17 protein-coding genes and 1 pseudogene are annotated in these 16062 nt (G+C 69.1%); 9 read left to right on the top strand and 9 right to left on the bottom strand.

Translation table 11 applies throughout. The annotated features are described in order from the left end of the window. On the top strand, positions 1–200 hold a 200-nt coding region (locus Q8M88_RS14425; protein WP_305597855.1), incomplete at its 5' end, for a nicotinate-nucleotide--dimethylbenzimidazole phosphoribosyltransferase. After that, entirely contained in the window at positions 200–949 is a 750-nt protein-coding gene (gene cobS, locus Q8M88_RS14420) for an adenosylcobinamide-GDP ribazoletransferase (RefSeq protein ID WP_305597854.1), read from the top strand. The genes Q8M88_RS14425 and cobS, both read left to right, overlap by 1 nt. On the opposite strand, the gene Q8M88_RS14415 is transcribed toward cobS, so the two are convergent. After that, entirely contained in the window at positions 946–1533 is a 588-nt protein-coding gene (locus tag Q8M88_RS14415) for a DUF2239 family protein (RefSeq protein ID WP_305597853.1), read from the bottom strand. The two genes, cobS and Q8M88_RS14415, sit on opposite strands and share 4 nt — an antisense overlap. 358 nt (positions 1534–1891) lie before the next feature. Between Q8M88_RS14415 and Q8M88_RS14410 the strand changes: the two genes are divergently transcribed. Beyond that, complete coding sequence (locus Q8M88_RS14410) at positions 1892–2506, top strand: sensor histidine kinase (RefSeq protein ID WP_305597852.1); 615 nt, start codon at positions 1892–1894, stop codon at positions 2504–2506. Here the strand turns inward: Q8M88_RS14410 and Q8M88_RS14405 are convergent. The 3 genes from Q8M88_RS14405 to Q8M88_RS14395 form a co-directional block, all read right to left on the bottom strand. Beyond that, positions 2485–3189: a Crp/Fnr family transcriptional regulator gene (locus Q8M88_RS14405; protein ID WP_305597851.1), complete on the bottom strand. Its 705-nt coding sequence runs from the start codon at positions 3187–3189 to the stop codon at positions 2485–2487. The two genes, Q8M88_RS14410 and Q8M88_RS14405, sit on opposite strands and share 22 nt — an antisense overlap. Positions 3190–3491: 302 nt before the next feature. Continuing rightward, a complete protein-coding gene (locus tag Q8M88_RS14400) occupies positions 3492–3986 on the bottom strand; it encodes a pyridoxamine 5'-phosphate oxidase family protein (RefSeq protein WP_305597850.1) in 495 nt (164 codons plus the stop codon). Between the two features lie 110 nt (positions 3987–4096). After that, on the bottom strand, positions 4097–5056 hold the full coding sequence (locus tag Q8M88_RS14395; protein ID WP_305597849.1) for a CsgG/HfaB family protein: 960 nt from the start codon (positions 5054–5056) through the stop codon (positions 4097–4099). A gap of 168 nt (positions 5057–5224) precedes the next feature. Here Q8M88_RS14395 and Q8M88_RS14390 point away from each other — a divergent pair, with 168 nt between their 5' ends. After that, positions 5225–6898: a GNAT family N-acetyltransferase gene (locus Q8M88_RS14390; RefSeq protein WP_305597848.1), complete on the top strand. Its 1674-nt coding sequence runs from the start codon at positions 5225–5227 to the stop codon at positions 6896–6898. 7 nt (positions 6899–6905) lie between these two features. On the opposite strand, the gene Q8M88_RS14385 is transcribed toward Q8M88_RS14390, so the two are convergent. After that, positions 6906–7109, bottom strand: coding sequence for a hypothetical protein (locus Q8M88_RS14385; RefSeq protein ID WP_305597847.1), 204 nt, complete (start codon positions 7107–7109; stop codon positions 6906–6908). Between the two features lie 169 nt (positions 7110–7278). Between Q8M88_RS14385 and Q8M88_RS14380 the strand changes: the two genes are divergently transcribed. From Q8M88_RS14380 to Q8M88_RS14370, 4 genes and pseudogenes are all read left to right on the top strand, one after another. Continuing rightward, entirely contained in the window at positions 7279–10479 is a 3201-nt protein-coding gene (locus Q8M88_RS14380) for a peptidoglycan-binding protein (protein WP_305597846.1), read from the top strand. Positions 10480–10619: 140 nt separating this feature from the next. After that, positions 10620–11066 (top strand): DUF3429 domain-containing protein, encoded by a 447-nt coding sequence (locus Q8M88_RS14375; protein WP_305597845.1) that lies wholly within the window; start codon positions 10620–10622, stop codon positions 11064–11066. A 91-nt stretch (positions 11067–11157) separates the two neighbouring features. Further along, positions 11158–11355 (top strand): annotated as a pseudogene (locus Q8M88_RS17745) (hypothetical protein); the annotation flags it as partial. 22 nt (positions 11356–11377) lie between these two features. Continuing rightward, positions 11378–11593, top strand: a complete 216-nt coding sequence (locus tag Q8M88_RS14370; RefSeq protein ID WP_305597844.1) for a GNAT family N-acetyltransferase — start codon at positions 11378–11380, stop codon at positions 11591–11593. Here Q8M88_RS14370 and Q8M88_RS14365 read toward each other — a convergent pair. From Q8M88_RS14365 to Q8M88_RS14350, 4 genes are all read right to left on the bottom strand, one after another. After that, positions 11590–12060, bottom strand: a complete 471-nt coding sequence (locus Q8M88_RS14365; protein WP_305597843.1) for an SRPBCC domain-containing protein — start codon at positions 12058–12060, stop codon at positions 11590–11592. The two genes, Q8M88_RS14370 and Q8M88_RS14365, sit on opposite strands and share 4 nt — an antisense overlap. Further along, a complete protein-coding gene (locus Q8M88_RS14360) occupies positions 12057–12401 on the bottom strand; it encodes a helix-turn-helix transcriptional regulator (protein ID WP_305597842.1) in 345 nt (114 codons plus the stop codon). Before Q8M88_RS14360 ends, Q8M88_RS14365 begins: the two co-directional genes overlap by 4 nt. 73 nt (positions 12402–12474) lie before the next feature. Continuing rightward, on the bottom strand, positions 12475–13200 hold the full coding sequence (gene pdeM, locus Q8M88_RS14355) for a ligase-associated DNA damage response endonuclease PdeM (RefSeq protein ID WP_305597841.1): 726 nt from the start codon (positions 13198–13200) through the stop codon (positions 12475–12477). After that, the gene (locus Q8M88_RS14350) at positions 13197–15668 is read right to left on the bottom strand and encodes a ligase-associated DNA damage response DEXH box helicase (protein ID WP_305597840.1); all 2472 of its coding nucleotides are present in this window, start codon (positions 15666–15668) and stop codon (positions 13197–13199) included. Before Q8M88_RS14350 ends, pdeM begins: the two co-directional genes overlap by 4 nt. 88 nt (positions 15669–15756) lie before the next feature. On the opposite strand from Q8M88_RS14350, the gene Q8M88_RS14345 reads away from it, so the two are divergent. Next, the coding region (locus tag Q8M88_RS14345) for a hypothetical protein (RefSeq protein ID WP_305597839.1) at positions 15757–16062 on the top strand (306 nt) is incomplete at its 3' end.

Raw genomic sequence — 16062 nt, 5'->3', positions numbered from 1 at the left:
ATTGCGTCTTCGCCCACCGCTCCGCCGAGCGTGGCCACGCAGTGATGCTTCGAGGGCTGGAGGCCGAACCTCTTCTCGACCTGGCGATGCGTCTGGGGGAGGGCGCCGGCGCCTTGCTGGCGGCGCCGCTTGTGCGCGCTGCGGCGGGATTGCTCGGCGAGGTGGCGAGCCTGGAGGACGTGTTGGCGGGTCGGATCTGATGGCGCGCGAGCGCGACCTGCTGATCTGCGCCGTGCAGTTCCTCACGCGCCTGCCGACCCCCCGGCTTGCGGGGTTCCAGCCTGACTGGGTGTCGCGCAGCGCCCGTTACTTCCCGCTCGTCGGCCAATTGGTCGGCCTGATCTGCGCGGTGGTATTCTGGGCGGCGTCGCAGGTCTGGCAGGGCGTTCTCCCGGCGCTGCTGGCGATCGCCGCGGGCGTCCTGGTCACCGGAGCCTTCCACGAGGACGGGCTGGCGGACGCCGCGGACGGGCTCGGAGGCGGCGGCGATCCGACCCGCCGTCTGGAGATCATGAAGGACAGCCGGATCGGCGTGTACGGCGCACTGGCGCTGGGCCTCGCCCTGTCGCTCAAGGTCGCCGCGCTGGCGGTCGTGCCGCCGGCGAGCGGGGCTCTGGCGCTGATCGTCTACCACGGCTGCGCGCGCGGGGCGGCCGTCCTCGCGATGACCTCCCTTCCGTATGTGGGCGACCGTGACGCCGCCAAGCGGAAGCCGGCCCCGATCGGCGTCACGCGCGGCGAGGCGGCGCTCGCCTTGGCCCTGGCGGCGTGGCCGCTGCTGATCGCGCCTCCGGCCTTCGTCCTCGGCGTGCTTGGAGGGGCGGCTCTGGCGTTGACGCTGGCCTGGATGGTGCGGCGACTGATCGGCGGCTGCACAGGCGACGTGCTGGGCGCCATTGAGCAGGTGTTCGAAGTGGGGTTCCTGCTGGCCGTGAGCGCCGCGCTTTAGAACACCGCCTCGCCGAGCCGCATGACGTGACCGCGCAGGTCCGTCGGCCAAGCTGCGACGTGACGCTCGAACGCCGCGGCGTCGCCGGCGAAGAGCGCCCGCGTCGCCTCTTCGAAGCCGGGCTGGTCGCCGCCCATCGACGACATGAAGCGGTAAAGCGCATCGCGCGCCGCCCGCCTGCGCCCAGGGCCCTCGTCGGCCCGTCGCGCGACCTCCACCAGCCTACGCAACGCCGCGGATGCACCGCCGGGCTGGGCGGCCAGCCACTCCCAGTGACGCGGCAACAAGGTCACCTCGCGCGCCGCCACGCCCATCTTCGGACGCCCAGGCCCGCGGGGGACGGCGGCGGGCGCTAGTCGGCGCATCACCTCGTCGAGCGTCCCGCGCATGTCGATCTCGACCTGGCGGCCAGTGGCGTCATCGAAGATCAGCAGGCTCGACGTCTCGCCGTTGTCCAACGCGACCTTGGCGGCGGTGACAACCTGCGGCAGCAGGCCGTGAGCGACGAGGCGCGTACCTGCGAAGACGGCGAAGGGACCGGCGTCCGGCTCGGCTGAGATCAGCGGCGTGTTCATGACGAGCATAATATATCCGGGTAAAATAGAATGCAATATCTTCCGGGTAAAATTGGCTTGACGCCAACCCGGGCGCCGATCCACGGACGTCGGGCGCCTGCGGCCTGGGGTCGCATCCCTTACGTCGCGGTCTGCGAATGCGTCGCCTAAGCACTTCAAGAATCGCGGGTTTCCGAGCGCGTTCGAATGGTGCGCCTTGGCCGCCGCCGCATTGTCCGCTCGAACGCGGCGCACGCCGCTTCCAACCGCGCGCCGGCAAGGGATAACTGCCCGCCCGTTCCCGAGCATCTTGTCGCAACCGTGACAGAAGCAGACGCGGACACAGCGACGATCAGCTTGGACTTGGGGTGGTAGGGCCACCGCGAACATGGCGCATGACGACCAGACCATCGGCGTGGCCGAAGCCCGCCATCGCACGGCGAACACGCTGCAGTTGTTGGCGGCGCTGGCGCGCATGCGCAGTCAGCGTTCAGCGGAACCCGAGGCCAAGCGCCAGTTGCTGTGGCTGGCCGACGCCATCGGATCGATCGGCGGCCTCGAACAGAAGCGAACCCCGGAGGGCATAGATTTCGCCGCCTATCTGACGGAAATGGCGCCGATCTGGCGCCGCCGTCACGGGTTGCGCCCCGCTGAGGTCGTGCTTGAGGTCGAACCGCTGGTTGTGCCGGATCAGGCGGCCTCGACCCTGGCTCTGATCGTCCAGGAGCTGGTCGGCAATGCACTCACCCATGGCGTGCCGGACGCAGGCGGGACGGTGCGGATCCGCCTGTCTCGGCCTGGTCCCGAGAGCTGCGAACTGCTGGTGAGCGACGATGGCCAGGGCTTCGATCCCGCCTCGGCGACGGGCCGCGAACGTTTCGGCCTGTGGTTCGTGCGAAGTCTCTGCGCCCAGGTGCGCGGCGAATTCTCGCTTGATCCAAGCGCCGGCGTGGCCGCGCGCCTGCGCTTCCCGTTCCAGGCTCAGGGCAGCAATCGCTCGTAGGTCCGTCGCACGACCCCATAGCACTCGCAGGTGACGCTCTCGAGCGCCTGGCGATCGATGATGTCCACCACGCCGCGGCGATAGCGGATCATCCCCTTGGTCTGCAGGCCGCGGGCCACCGCTGTGACGGTTGTGCGTTGCACGCCCAGCATGTCGGCGAGGAATTCCTGGGTCAGCGCGATCCTGTCCGACGAAATGCGGTCGTGACAGGTGAGCAGCCAGCGCGCGAACCGCGCCTCCACCGAATGCAGGGCGTTGCAGGCCACCGACTGGATGGCGTGGCCAAACAGCGCCTCGGTGTGGCGATCGACGAGGTCGCGCAAGCGCGGACTGCGCTCCCAGGCCTCGTGGATGTGATGGACGCTGATGCGCTCCGCCTTGCAGGGCGTCTGTACGATCGCGCGGCTCAGGGCCTCGCGCGGACCTACTGCAGCCATCAAACCCAACGCGCCTTCGCAGCCGATGGTGGCGCTCTCGATCGCTGCGCCGCTGTCCATCAGGGTCATCAGCGAGATCACCCCGTCGTGCGGGAAGTAGACGGCGTCGATCTTGTCGCCTGGGTCGTGCAACAGCCGCCCACGCTCCAGGTTCACGACACTCAGATGGGGCGCGAGCAAGGCCATATCGTCGCGCGAAAGGCTGGCGAGCAGTCGGTTTTGCAAGGCTTGCAGAGTTCCGTCCATCGGGGAATCGAACGCCGACGCACGGCATACGTTGCAGGTTATCGATCCTCGCACTCAAAGACTGTCGAGAACTCGACGCATGGAGGCGCGCAATCCGATAAACCTTCGCATGTTTCATCAAGGCGTGAAAAAGATCAGTCGATTCAACATTAGGCGGATGTCAGCTAATGATTCTCATCAACACCTGAAAGCGCCCCATCGCTCGAAGCGGAGGTGTTGGCGCATACTGCACGCGCTCAAATGCAAACCGCCCCGTCGCGCGGTGGCGACGGGGCGGCGGACGGGGCGCTTGGCGTGAACGATCAGTGCAGGCTGATATCGGTGCGCTCGCCCAGGTCCGGCGTGCTCTTCGTGGCGTTCGCCTTGACGATCTCCCACATGAATTTCACCGGCCCGGCTTCCGTGATCCAGAGTTGGGCGTCGGCCGCGTCGAGACGCAGCATGGTCAGGTTTGGGTCGTCCTTGCCTTCCGGGTACCAGGCTGCGACGACCGGGCTCCAGTACTTGTCGATGCGTGCTCGGTCGGCCTGGACGCTGAGCTGACCGTCGAGGCAGGCATGCAGGTCCTTGGTCTGTAAGATCATCGTCGCGGCCTGGCCGCCGCCCGCATGGCGGGCCAGATCGCCATCGGCCCGCGCGTAGAACCAGATGGTCCCGCTGTCAGGCTCGGCGAAGGCGGTCATGGGCTGGAAGTGCGCATCGCCGCCGTCGAGGCCGAGCATCACAGTGCGGTGACCGCCGAACTCGTTCCAGAGACGCTTCTCGGCTTCGCTTCGGTTAATGCTTTCGCTGGTCATAACGGCGCTCGCTGGGTTGCTTCGGGGGTCCGAAGTCAACCCACCCGCCCAGGCGCGGTTCCGAAACGACTGTGGCGGAGCCGGTCGGCCTGAGCCGACCGGCTCCGCACTCAGCGCGTGCTGATCATCGCGGAAGAGACCCAGCCGCGATTGCCGTTCTCGTCGTCGACTTCCCACCAGATGCCGTTCTTCTGGCCGGTCGGATAGACGAGGTCGCCCGGCGCGAAGCTGCGCACGGCGCCGGCGCTGGGTGAGGGGTTCTTGCGCAGCACAACGTTGGATTTGGCCTGATAAGCCTGGATGCCGGCGTTGGTCGAGGCCTCCGCGCCGGTGGGCGCCGAGGTCTGCAGATAGCCGATCAGGTTCACGAAGGCGTTGAAGTAGGCCGCGGTGATCACCTTGCCGATGTCGGTGTCGGCATAGCCGCCGCCGGCCGCCGCGCCGAACCCGGTGGTGCCAAAGCCGCCGCCGCCGCCGCCGAACGAGATGTCCGTCTTCTGGGCCACGCCCTCGGCGACATAGAGCTGCTCGGTGGAGCGTGCGTCGACCAGGGTGATCAGCGCCTGGGCCTGGGCCTTCTTGGTGCGCAGGCCGGCCGCCAGCGTACCAAAGCCGCCCGGCAGGAACGAACCCGCGATCGCGCCGATCGCAGCGCCCCCGGTATTGGAGTCGGAGTTGGCGATGTCCGGCACGATGAAGAAGTCGGCCGAGGCCACCTGGCCCTTGCCGATGTTGGAGCCGCGGCGCAGGTCGCCCGAGGCGCCCAACGCGGTTTCGGTGTTGCGCATGGCCAGCCCGCCATTGCGATCGACGATCCGCAGGCAGTTGGACCGCGCGGCGAACAGCTTCAGCAGCGCCTCTGGGTTGGAGAGGCCGAGCTGGGTCCACCAGCGGTTCTCCGGCTCCTGGATCGCCGCGGTGCCCAGGGGCTTGGCGCAACGCGGCAGCTCCGGGGTCGCAGCGTTCTTGGGCTGTTTCTTGTCCATGCCGTATTGGGCGTTCGCCGGGACGGCTGTGAGAAGTGATGCGGCCAGGCCCAGGGCCACGGCTGCTGAGGAAAGTGCACGCATTATGATTGGCCCCAGGCAGATTCGATGTCAGCGCAGAACCTATGCTGCTGAAGGTCAACGATCAATTGCGCTGACGTGAGTCGAATCCGCCAGCTCGGCAGGCGAGCGGTGCGACCAGGGCAAATCGGGATATAAGCGTTCGCCTCGACAACGGCTTTGCGGCGACAGATGCGTTTCCTGCGTGAATTGAAGCCGGCGGTCTACAGCGTGGCCCCGAACCTGGGCGCGGCGCTGACCATGGCGGCGGGCCTGATGCTGCTCGCCTCTGGAGCGACGCCCTCCGAACCCGGTCGCTTTATCCGCCTGATGCAGATCACGCCGGTTCTGTTGATCGAGGTCAGCCACTTCCTGTCCAGCGTGATCGGCCTGGCGCTCGTGCTGCTGGCGTTCGGCGTTCGCGCGCGGCTCGATGCGGCCTGGGCGGCGACCATGGTGTCGCTGCTGGTCGCGGCCCCGCTGGCGCTGCTCAAGGGCTTCGTCTGGGAGGAGACGGCTGCGCTCAGCCTGCTGGCGCTGCTGCTGGCGCCGCTGCATGGCGCCTTCACCCGCCAGGCGCGGCTGTCGCGCATGGAGATCACGCCGGGCTGGCTGGTCTCCAGCGTCGCCGTGCTGCTGGGCGCAGGCCTGATCGGCCTGTGGTCGTTCCAGCACGCCGACTATGCCGACCAGCCCTGGTGGCGGGTGATGGTGGACGACGACGCGGCCCGGGCCATTCGCGCCTGGGCGGGCGCAGCGGTGGCGCTGTTCGCCTTCGGGGTCTGGCGGCTGGCGGCGACCGCGGCTCCGCCGCGCGTGGTCGGCGAGGCCGATCCCGACTACGCCAAGGTGCGTGCGATCCTGGCCCAAGCGGAAGAGGCCGAACCCGGCTCGAACCTGGCGCTGTTGGGCGATAAGCGCTTCCTGTTTTCCTCCTCGGGGGAGAGTTTCCTGATGTTCGGCGTGCGCGGTCGCGCCTGGATCGCCATGGGCGCGCCGGTCGGCCGCCGTGACGAGCGGCTCGAGCTCCTGTGGCGATTCCGCGAACTGGCCGACGCCCACGCCGCGAGGCCGGCCATGTACAATATCGCCGCCGACGATCTGCCCGACATCGTCGAGCTGGGTTTCACCATCCAGAAGGTGGGCGAGTCCGCCGCCGTGCCATTGGAGACCTTCAGCATCGAGGGCCGCCGGCGCGGCAACCTGCGGCGCGCCTGGCGCAAGGCGGGCGAGGACGGCTGCAGCTTCGAGGTGCTCAGAGGGGCCAGCGTCGAGGCGGCCATGGCCGAGCTCGCCGCGATCTCCGAGGAATGGCTGTCCCACCATGCGGGCGGCGAGAAGAGTTTCACCATGGGCGGGTTCAAGCCGGCCTATGTGGCGGAATTCCCGGTGGCGGTGGCGCGCTTCGAGGGGCGCATCGTGGCGTTCGCCACCCTGTGGACCACGGCGACGCTTGGCGCCTTCTCCATGGACCTGATGCGCTATGCCGAGGACGCGCCGAAGAACATCATGGATTTCCTGTTCGTCGAGCTTCTCGAATGGGGCAGGGCGGAAGGCTACACCGCGTTCGAGTTCGGCATGGCCCCGCTGGCCGGGCTCGACGACAGGCCGTTGGCGCCGATGATGTCGCGGGTCGGCCGGCTGCTGTTCGAGCGCGGCGAGGAGATCTACAATTTCCAGGGCGTGCGCCGGTACAAGGAGAAGTACGACCCCACCTGGCAGCCGCGCTATATCGCCGCGCCCAATCGCTGGGCCATCCCGCTGGCGCTGGCCGACGTGGGCCTGATGTCGTCGGGCGGTATGGCCGGGCTGGCGCGCAGGCCCAAGCGCCCGGAGGAGGCGGCCGCCCTGCCGGACGCCGCCTGAGCCGCGTTCAGCGCCCGGTGGTGACGCCCATCAGATTGACCAGGTGCACGAGGAAGACGAGCAGGATCGCCGCCGCCAGCAGCATCATGAACCGGTAGGGCAGCAGGCGCGGTCCACGGGCGGGGTTCGGCGGTCGCGCGCCCATCCAGCCGCAACCGATGGCGAAGGCCAGCGTCACGGCTGTCAGCGCCAGGGTGATCGGCAGATCCATCGAGTTCTCGCGCAGTGATCCCCACCGAGGCCGCGGGAAGTCTTAATGGCCGCTTAACCATAAACGTGATTCGGATGTGGCCTATGCGGTGGTGGGGCCGCTGTCGTCCACAGCTCATATGGCCAACACAACATCTAGCGATAACGTCGCGTTTACACCCCAGGAATCGGTGGGTAGCGTCAAGACGAGCCTGGAGAACGATTCGATGACGTCTGGGACGCCCTGGAGCGTCAAAGGGATCGACCCAAAGGCCCGTGAGGTCGCGAAGGACCTTGCGCGTCGTTCCGGCATGACGCTGGGCGAATGGCTCAACCGGATGATCCTCGAGGACGAGACGCCCGAGGAGGTCACCTCCGAGGCGCAATTCGCCGGTCGCCCCTCCCGCTATGTCGAAGTGCCGCGCGCGGCGCAGGCCGGGCCGGGACGCTTTGAAACCGTAGAACACCCCTCCGACGAGCTCGACCGGGTCGCCGGCGCCTTCGACAGGCTGTCGGAACGCCTGGAAGCCTCCGAGACTCGCACCGGCCTGGTGATCACCGGCGTCGAACATTCCGTGCGCGAGGCGGTCGCCCGTATCGAGTCGGCCGAACGCGAACACGTCGCCGTCGCCGCCCGCTTCGAAGGGCTGGCCGAGGACATTCAGGACGGCCAGAGCCGGCTCACCGAGCGCATGCGCCGGCTGGAGCAGGACGCCGCGGGGCCGCGCTCGCCCGAAGCCCTGCATGTCATCGAGCAAACGCTCGGCAAGGTCGCCTCGCAGCTCTACGAGGGCGAAAGCCGCAACAGCGAACAGTTCCAGCGGCTGAACGAGGCGGAGGGCAAGACCGCCGAGGCCCTGCAGAGCCTGCGCAACTCGCTGGCCGCGTTGGACGCCCGGCTGGGCGGGGTGGAGCAGGCCGGCGCCCCTGGCGTGGAACGACGCCTCGAACGCCTGGCCGATGAATTGACCCGCCGCGTCGAAGGCGTGCGCGGCGAGATCGCCGAGCAACTCCGCGTGGCCCCCGACGCCCGCATCGAGCGCGTGGAATCCAAGCTTGCCGAGATCGGCGAGCAGGTCCGCCTGGCCGAGCAGCGCCAGGCGCTGGCCGTGGGGACCATGGGCCGCGAAGTGCTGGCCATGGCCGACAGCCTCAACCGCCGCGTCCAGAAGGCCGAGACCCGCAGCGTCGAGGTCATGGACACCGTGGGCGGCGAAGTCGCGCGCCTGGCGCAGACCGTCGAGAGCCGGCTCGGCCGCACCGATGCGGTCCACGCTCAGGCGCTGGAAAAGCTGGGCGCTGAGATCGCCCGCATGACCGAACGCCTCGGCGAACGGATCAGCGCCGCCGAGCGCCGGTCCGCCCAGGCCATCGACGAGGTCGGCGACCAGGTCGTGCGCGTCACCGATAAGATCAGCGCCCGTCACGACCGCGCTTCGGAAGACCTCGCCGAACGCATCCGGCTCAGCGAACAGCGCACCGCGCGCCTGCTCGACGAGGCCCGCGCCAAGATCGACGAACGGTTGGCGGAATCCCAGTCGCGCGGGCCGGCGTCCTACGCCGCGGCCGCCATCTACGGACGCGAACCCTTCCCGCCGTTGGGGCCGCCGGAGCCCGATGGCCTGGCCGGGGTAGCGGCTTATGGCGCCGACGTGGCGCCATTCTCCGCCGAACGCCTGGCGCCCACCGATTTCGCCGACGAAGACCTCGATCCTACGCCCGCCGGCTTTGACGGCGATGCGTTCCAGCCGGCCGACATCTTCGAGGCCGAGGAGGCTAAATCCTCCGCTGAGGCCGCGCCGGAATCCGATCCGACCATCGCCGAACGCGCGCCCGACACCGTGCTGGCCGGTCCGCAGGTCCATGACGATGCGGATTCGGAGTGGTCGCATGCCGCAAACCTGGATGTGCCAACGGCGCCGCCCGACGATCAACTGACATCGGCGGCGGCGACCGAGACCGCCGCGTTCGATCCGACGCCGGTGGATCTCGAGCCGGTGACGCTCGACCCCGTCCATCTTGAGCCGGCGGACGAACGGGCTGGCCTTGCGTGGGACGCTGCGCCGGCCGAGGCGCTCGCCGACCCCGACGCAGAGATCGAGGCTGCCGTTGAACCTGAGGTGGAGCCCGAAGGCGTCGCCCAGGTCGAACGCCCGCTGACTACGCGCGAAGTCATCGAACAGGCGCGCGCGGCTGCGCGCCTGGCTTCGCAAGGCGGCGAAGCACGCACCCGCAAGGATTGGACGTCCAAGGAAAAGATCATCAAGCCGGCGTCGGGCGACACCGCGTCGGCGGCGGACCCTGCAGCTAAGTCTCCTTCGGCCAGGAAGGCGCCCGGCGCCTCGCTCTTCGCCGGGCTGCGTTTTAATCGCGGCAAGGGCGGCGGTTCGACCCTGCAGACGGCGCTGCTGGTGGCGGGCGGCGCGGCGTTCCTGAGCGTCGGCGCGGCCGGTTTCGTGCTTATGGAGGGCGCTCCGCAGGGTGCGGCCCCCAAGCGTGTCGCCGCGGCGCGCGACCAGGTCGGTCAACCGATCGCCAAGTCCGAAAACGAAGCGCTTGACCCGTTCGGTCCCAACCCGCGCGCCGCTGTCGCGCTCGCGCCGCGCGAGGTCGCCTCCGTCGCGCCCGCCGCGCAGAGCGATGTCGACCTGGGTGCGCTCTATTCCGCAGCCGTCGCGGCGATCGACGCCAAGGCGCCGGGCGGCCTGGAGCAACTGCGCAAGGCGGCCAACCTCGGCCACGCGCCGGCGCAGCTCTATTTGGCCAAGGTCTATGAAGAGGGACGCGCCGGCTTGCCGCGCGACCTCGCCGAAGCCCGTCGCTGGACCGAGCGCGCAGCCTCCGGCGGCGATCGCAAGGCGATGCACAACCTCGCTCTCTACTACTTCGAAGGCACGGGCGGCGGCGCCAAGAACGCAGCCCTCGCCGCTCAGTGGTTCCGCAAGGCCGCTGACCTGGGCCTGGTGGACAGCCAGTACAACCTGGGCCGGCTCTACGAGGAAGGCATCGGCGTCAGCCAGAACGCCGCCGAGGCGTACAAGTGGTATCTGATCGCCGCGCGCACGGGCGACGGGGAATCGCGCAGCAGCGCGGCCCGGGCCCGCGCCAAGTTGACGCCGGAAGGCCGCAGCGTCGCCGAACGCAGCGCCGCCGGCTATCGCCCGGCGGAAGCCGGCGTGACAGCCGTGGCCGCGACCGGCGCGCCGAGCGCCGCGGTGATGACCGCCCAACGGGCGCTGTCGCGGCTCGGTTACTACCAGGGCCCCCGCGACGGTTCATCCTCGCCGGCCCTGCAGATGGCCATCGCCGCCTACCAACGCGACCAGGGCTTCGTGGCCACCGGCGCCCTGGATGAGGTGACGATCGCGCGTCTCGCCGTCTTCACCCGCTGATCGTCCGAATCCGGCATGTTGTCGCAGGGGTCTTTACCTGGGCGCACCACGCGGGCCATGGTTCCAGGTGAAGCTTGCGCCCGGGCGTGAAACGTCCCGTCGAGACCCGAAACTCCCCTGACACGGAGCCGAAACCGACGATGGAAGCCCGTCCTGCACCCGCACCGCTATGGATCATCGCCGTCCTGGCGCTGCTTCCGTTTCCGGTCTCGGCGCTGATCTATGCTTTTGCGCCCAGCGATCTTGGCCCCGGCGCGCTGACCACCATCCTGACCTGGTCGGCCGTCGTCCTCAGTTTCCTCGGCGGCGTGCGGTGGGGCCTGGAGAGCGGGCGCGAGGATCCGCGCGCTGGGCGCCTCGCCGCCTCGGTGATATCGCCGATCGCCGCCTGGCTGCTGGTCATGGGACGAGCGGAGATGGGCGCCGCCCTGGTGATCTGCGGATTCATGGCGGCGTTCATGCTGCAGTGGCTGTTCGATCACGCGGCGCCAGACGTGCCCGCCCGCTATCCCCGACTTTCGACCACGCTGACAGCCGGCGCCTGCATCTCGCTGGCCATGGCGCTGGAGAAGGCGCTCAGGCTCTAGACGCTGCGGCGATGATCATCACGACCGACCGCCTAATCCTCAGACCTTGGCTGCCATCCGATGGTGATCGTTGCATGCTGACGTTGAAGTGATGCGCGACTACGGTGCGCCGTTCACGCGCGCTGAGAGCGACGCCAAGCTCGAACGCTACGTCGAGGCCTTCGCTAGACTGGGATATGGCCGGATGGCGGTAGAAACGCGCGACGGCGGCTTCGTGGGTTACGTCGGCATCCTGCCCATACATGAGCGCCATGTCTCGCTGGGGACAGGTGTCGAAGTCGGCTGGCGGCTAGTGCGAAGCGCGTGGGGACATGGATACGCAACCGAGGCGGCGCGCGCGGTTTTCGACGAACGGCTTTCGCCACCGCGGCTTCGGCGAGATCATCGCCTTCACGGCGCGCGACAACCTGCGCTCCCAGGCGGTGATGGTGAGGCTGGGCATGGCGCGCCAGCCAACGCGCGATTTCACATTCGAGGCGAACGGCCGGCTCTACCACTCGATCGTCTACGCCCAGGCCGCGCCCTAGGCGCCCTTCAACGCCGCGACCACGTCGGCGAGCTGGTCGAGACCGGAGTTGATGCCGTCCTCCATGCCGACGCCGACGTACTCGTCGTGCATGGCCTGGGATTCGAACACCGTGGTCATGGTGAGCGTGGTCTTGCCGTCCGTCTCGTCGAAGTCGAGGGCGGTGACCATGCGCGGCGAGCCCGGCGCCTCGAAGGCGTTGTCGTAGACGATCCTGCGGTCCGGGACGATCTCCAGGTACTCGCCGCCGAATGGCGGGTTCTGCACGCCGCTCTCGCCGGTCATGGCGAACCGGAACCGGCCGCCGACGCGGAAGTCCATCTCGCACATGGTCAGCGGCCAACCGACCGGTCCGAACCAGCGGATCACGTGCTCAGGTTTGCTGTGGGCCAGAAAGACCAGACGCGCGGGGGCGTCGAAGACCCTGGTGACGACCAGGGTGCGCGCGGCTTCGGGCTCGTCGCTCATCGGGGCTTCTCCGGTTGCTGCAGGTCTTTTACGTAAGCCTCGAGGCGATCGAAGCTCTGCTCCCAAAACCCCCGGTAGTCGCCCAGCCATCCGTCGACCTGAGCGAGGGCGGCGGGATTCAGCCGGACCGGACGCGTCTGGGCGCTGCGGCCGCGCGACACCAGGCCCGCCGCCTCCAGCACCTTCAGGTGCTTGGAGATCGACGGCTGGGCGAGGGCGAACGGGGCGGCCAACTCGTTCACCGTCGCTTCGCCCGCGGTCAGCTTCGCCAGAATGGCGCGCCGGGTGGGATCGGCCAGGGCCGCGAACACACGGTCGAGGGGCTCGGCTTGAAGGTTCATTGATCGCCAGTCAGTTATATTGCTAACAAGCGATATAAAGCAGCGCCGCCGACGTCAAGCGCCGACGAGCGATCTAGTCCGGTCCCAGCGATCGCCAGCCGACGGCGTGCACGCGCGACGCGCCTAGCGCAGCGGCGATCGGCGGGCGGGCGAACAGGCCCGCGAAGGCTGCATCCCGCACGTTCAGGCCGCCGGCATAGGCCCCGAACGCCGGCAGCACCGCGCGCTCGGCGTCGGTGACGAAGCAGCGGCGGCGCACGCTGCCGCGGCTGGCGACGACGCGCGCGCAGGGGTGCAAGTGGCCGGAGAGCTCGCCCGGCTGTGGACCGTCCTGCGGTTCGTGGCGCAGGCGCAGGCCTTCGATCTCCAGTTCGTCGACCACCTCGCCGGGGAGGGCGGCCGGGCCGTCGGCGTCATGATTGCCGACCACCCAGATCAGCAGGCTGCGCCGAGCGAGGCTCCGTAGCCGTTCGGCGTCGTCGTCGGCGAGCCGCGCCTCCGAACCGCGGTCATGGAAGGTGTCGCCGAGCAGGACGATGATATCCGGCGCCAGCGCATCGGCCTCGCGCTCCAGCCGGCCGAGCGTCTCGCGGGTGTCGTAGGGCGGCAGCATCTGGCCACGCGCGGCGTAGGCCGAGCCTTTCTCCAGGTGCAGGTCGGCGGCGACCAGGGTGCGGCGCTTCTCGATCCACAGCGCGCCGCTGGCCCGCAGCAGCACCTCGACGCCGGCCACCAGGGTGCGCAGGCCGCCGCAGGCGCTGGCCGCGACGTCGTAGACGAAACGCGGCGCCGCGCTCACGCCAAGGCCTCGGCGATCAGGTCGTCGGCGGCTTCGGTGAGGATCATCTCGCCGGCCGCGCCCGGCACCCGCTCCTTGCCGATCTCCAGCAGAATCGGCACCGAGAACGGCGACAGATGATCGAGGTCGGCATGAAGAATGCGTCCGCGGATCCGCGCCAGCATCTGGCCCACGCGCGCCACATCGATCAGGCCGGTGGCGGCGTCCTCGCGCGCACAGCGCAGAAGCAGGTGGTCGGGCTGGTGGCGTCGAAGCACGTCGTAGATCAGGTCCGTTGAAAAGGTCACCTGGCGGCCGGACTTCTCCGTGCCCGGAAAGCGCCGCTCGATGAGGCCGGAGATGATCGCGCAGCCCTTGAAAGCGCGCTTCATCATGAAGCTGTCGGCCAGCCAATCCTCGAGGTCGTCGCCCAGCATGTCCTCAGCGAACAGCGCGTCGAAATCAAGGCTGTCCAACGGCTTGAGCGCCCAGATGGCCAGCGCGTAGTCGTTGCAGACAAAGCCCAGCGGGGCCGCGCCGATCCGCTCCAGCCGCCGCGTCAGCAGCATGGCAAGGGTGGTGTGGGCGAGGCGGCCTTCGAAGGGATAGCAGACCATGAACCAGCGTTTTCCGCGCGGAAACGTCTCCAGCAGCATCTCGGATTCGGCAGGGATGCGCGAGCGGTCGCGCTGGGCTTCCAGCCATTCGCGCACGTCGAGCGGCAACACCTGCCAGTGCGACTGGTCGTACATCAGCTCGCGCACGCGTTGGGCCAGATAGGTCGACAGCGCGAACTTCGAGCCGCCCCAGGACGGCATTTTCGGATCCTTGTCGGCGGCGGGGCTGACCAGCACGTCAAGGCTGGTGACGCCCACCAGCTTCCAGACCTGGCCGGCGAAGACGAAGGTGTCGCCTACCTCCAGAAGCTCCAGATACCCTTCCTCGACCTCGCCGATCTTGCGCCCGACGGAGCCGCGACGCCCCGCCAGCCGCACGCTGAGCACGGCCGGCGACAGGATCGCGCCGACGTTGAGCCGATGGCGCTGGGCGGTCTGGGCGTTGCGCACGCGCCAGAGCCCGTCCTGGTCCTTCACGATCCGGCGAAAGCGGTCGTAGGTGCGCAGCGCGTAACCGCCGGTGGAGACGAAATCGACCACCGCCTCGAAGTCCTCCCAGGCCAAGGCCCGGTAGGGGCCGCAGGCGCGTACCTCCTCGTAGAGCGCCACCAGGTCGAACGGCTCGGAGCAGGCGCAGCCCATGACGTGCTGGGCCAGTACGTCCAGCGCGCCGACCCGCGCCGGGTCGCCGTCGAAGCGGTTCTCGGCGATCGCTTCGCGCGCCGCCTGGCATTCCAGCATCTCGAAGCGGTTGGCGGGCACGAACAGGGCGCGGCTGGGTTCGTCCAGCCGGTGGTTGGCGCGGCCGATACGCTGGACCATGCGCGAGGCGCCTTTAGGGCTGGCGAGCTGGATCACCAGGTCGACGTCGCCCCAGTCGATCCCGAGGTCGAGGGTCGAGGTGCAGACCACGGCGCGAAGCTCCCCCCGCGCCATCGCCGCCTCGACGCGCCGTCGTTGCTCGGCCGCGAGCGACCCGTGGTGCAGGGCGATCGGCAGGTTGTCCTCGTTCAGTCGCCAGAGCTCCTGGAAGGCGAACTCCGCCTGGAACCGCGTATTGACGAACACCAGCGCGGTGCGGCTGCGTCGGATGACGTCGTAGACCTCCTGCATCGCGTGCTGGGCGGTGTGGCCGGCCCAGGGCACGCGGCCTTCCGACAACAGCACGTCGACCACGGGCTGCGCGCCGGCGGGACCGCGCACCAGATCGACAGCGCGTCCGCCGCCATCCTCCGGCGCGTAGCCCAGCCAGGTGCGAATGACGTCGGGGTCGTCCACGGTCGCCGAGAGGCCGACGCGGCGCAGGTTCGGCGCGAACTGCTGCAGACGGGCGAGGTCGAGCGCCAGCAGGTCGCCGCGCTTGGACGCGTGGATCGCGTGGATCTCGTCGACGATGACGCAGGCGAGGTCCTGGAAATACAGCCGCGCGCCCTCCCACGCGCAGAACAGGGCGAGCTGTTCGGGCGTGGTCAGCAGGATGTCCGGCGGCTTGATGCGCTGCCGCTGGCGGCGCGCCTGGCCGGTGTCGCCGGTGCGCGACTCCGCGGTGATCGGCAGGCCCATCTGGGCGATCGGGGCCATCAGGTTGCGCTCGACGTCGACGGCCAGCGCCTTCAGCGGCGAGATGTAGAGGGTGTGGACGCCGCGCGGGGTGTTCGGCGGCGGCCGTTCCATCAGTTCGATCAGGCTGGGCAGGAAGCCCGCCAGCGTCTTGCCGCCCCCGGTCGGCGCGATGAGCAGGGCGTCGCGCCCGGCGCGCGCCTTGGCGACCATTTCGAACTGATGGGCGCGCGGCGCCCAGCCGCGGGCCGCGAACCAACCGGCGAACCGGTCGGGCAGCAGGTCGCGGGCGAGAGCGGCGTCGTCGGCCATGGTCGCGGCTATAGCATGTTCCCGTTACGTTTCATCCCTGTTGACGCAGGCGCCCGCGCCGGGCCTGTTTAGCGCGGGAGGGCCGCACATGATCCGCATCGCTTCGTTCTTGGCAGGGCTGGCAGGCGCTGTCGTGCTGGCCGCACCGCTGGCGGCGAACGCCCAGGACGCCGCGCCGCCGGGATGCCGCTGGCAGCCCTACAGCGGCGACACGGTCCTCGCCTGCAAGGATGGCAAGGGATACTGGCGCCGCTCCGGCGACGACGAGATCGTCGGGCGCTACGCGGTGACCACGCCGGCCAAGCCGAAATCCAAGCCCAACCCGGCGCCCGTTGTGGCCGCGAACGCTGCGCCTGCGCCGAAGCCTGCGGTCGCGGCGCCCGCGGCCAGCGCC

It is taken from the genome of Phenylobacterium sp. (genome assembly GCF_030693805.1).
Lineage (GTDB): Bacteria > Pseudomonadota > Alphaproteobacteria > Caulobacterales > Caulobacteraceae > Phenylobacterium.
This window is presented reverse-complemented; position numbering and strand designations above follow the sequence as displayed.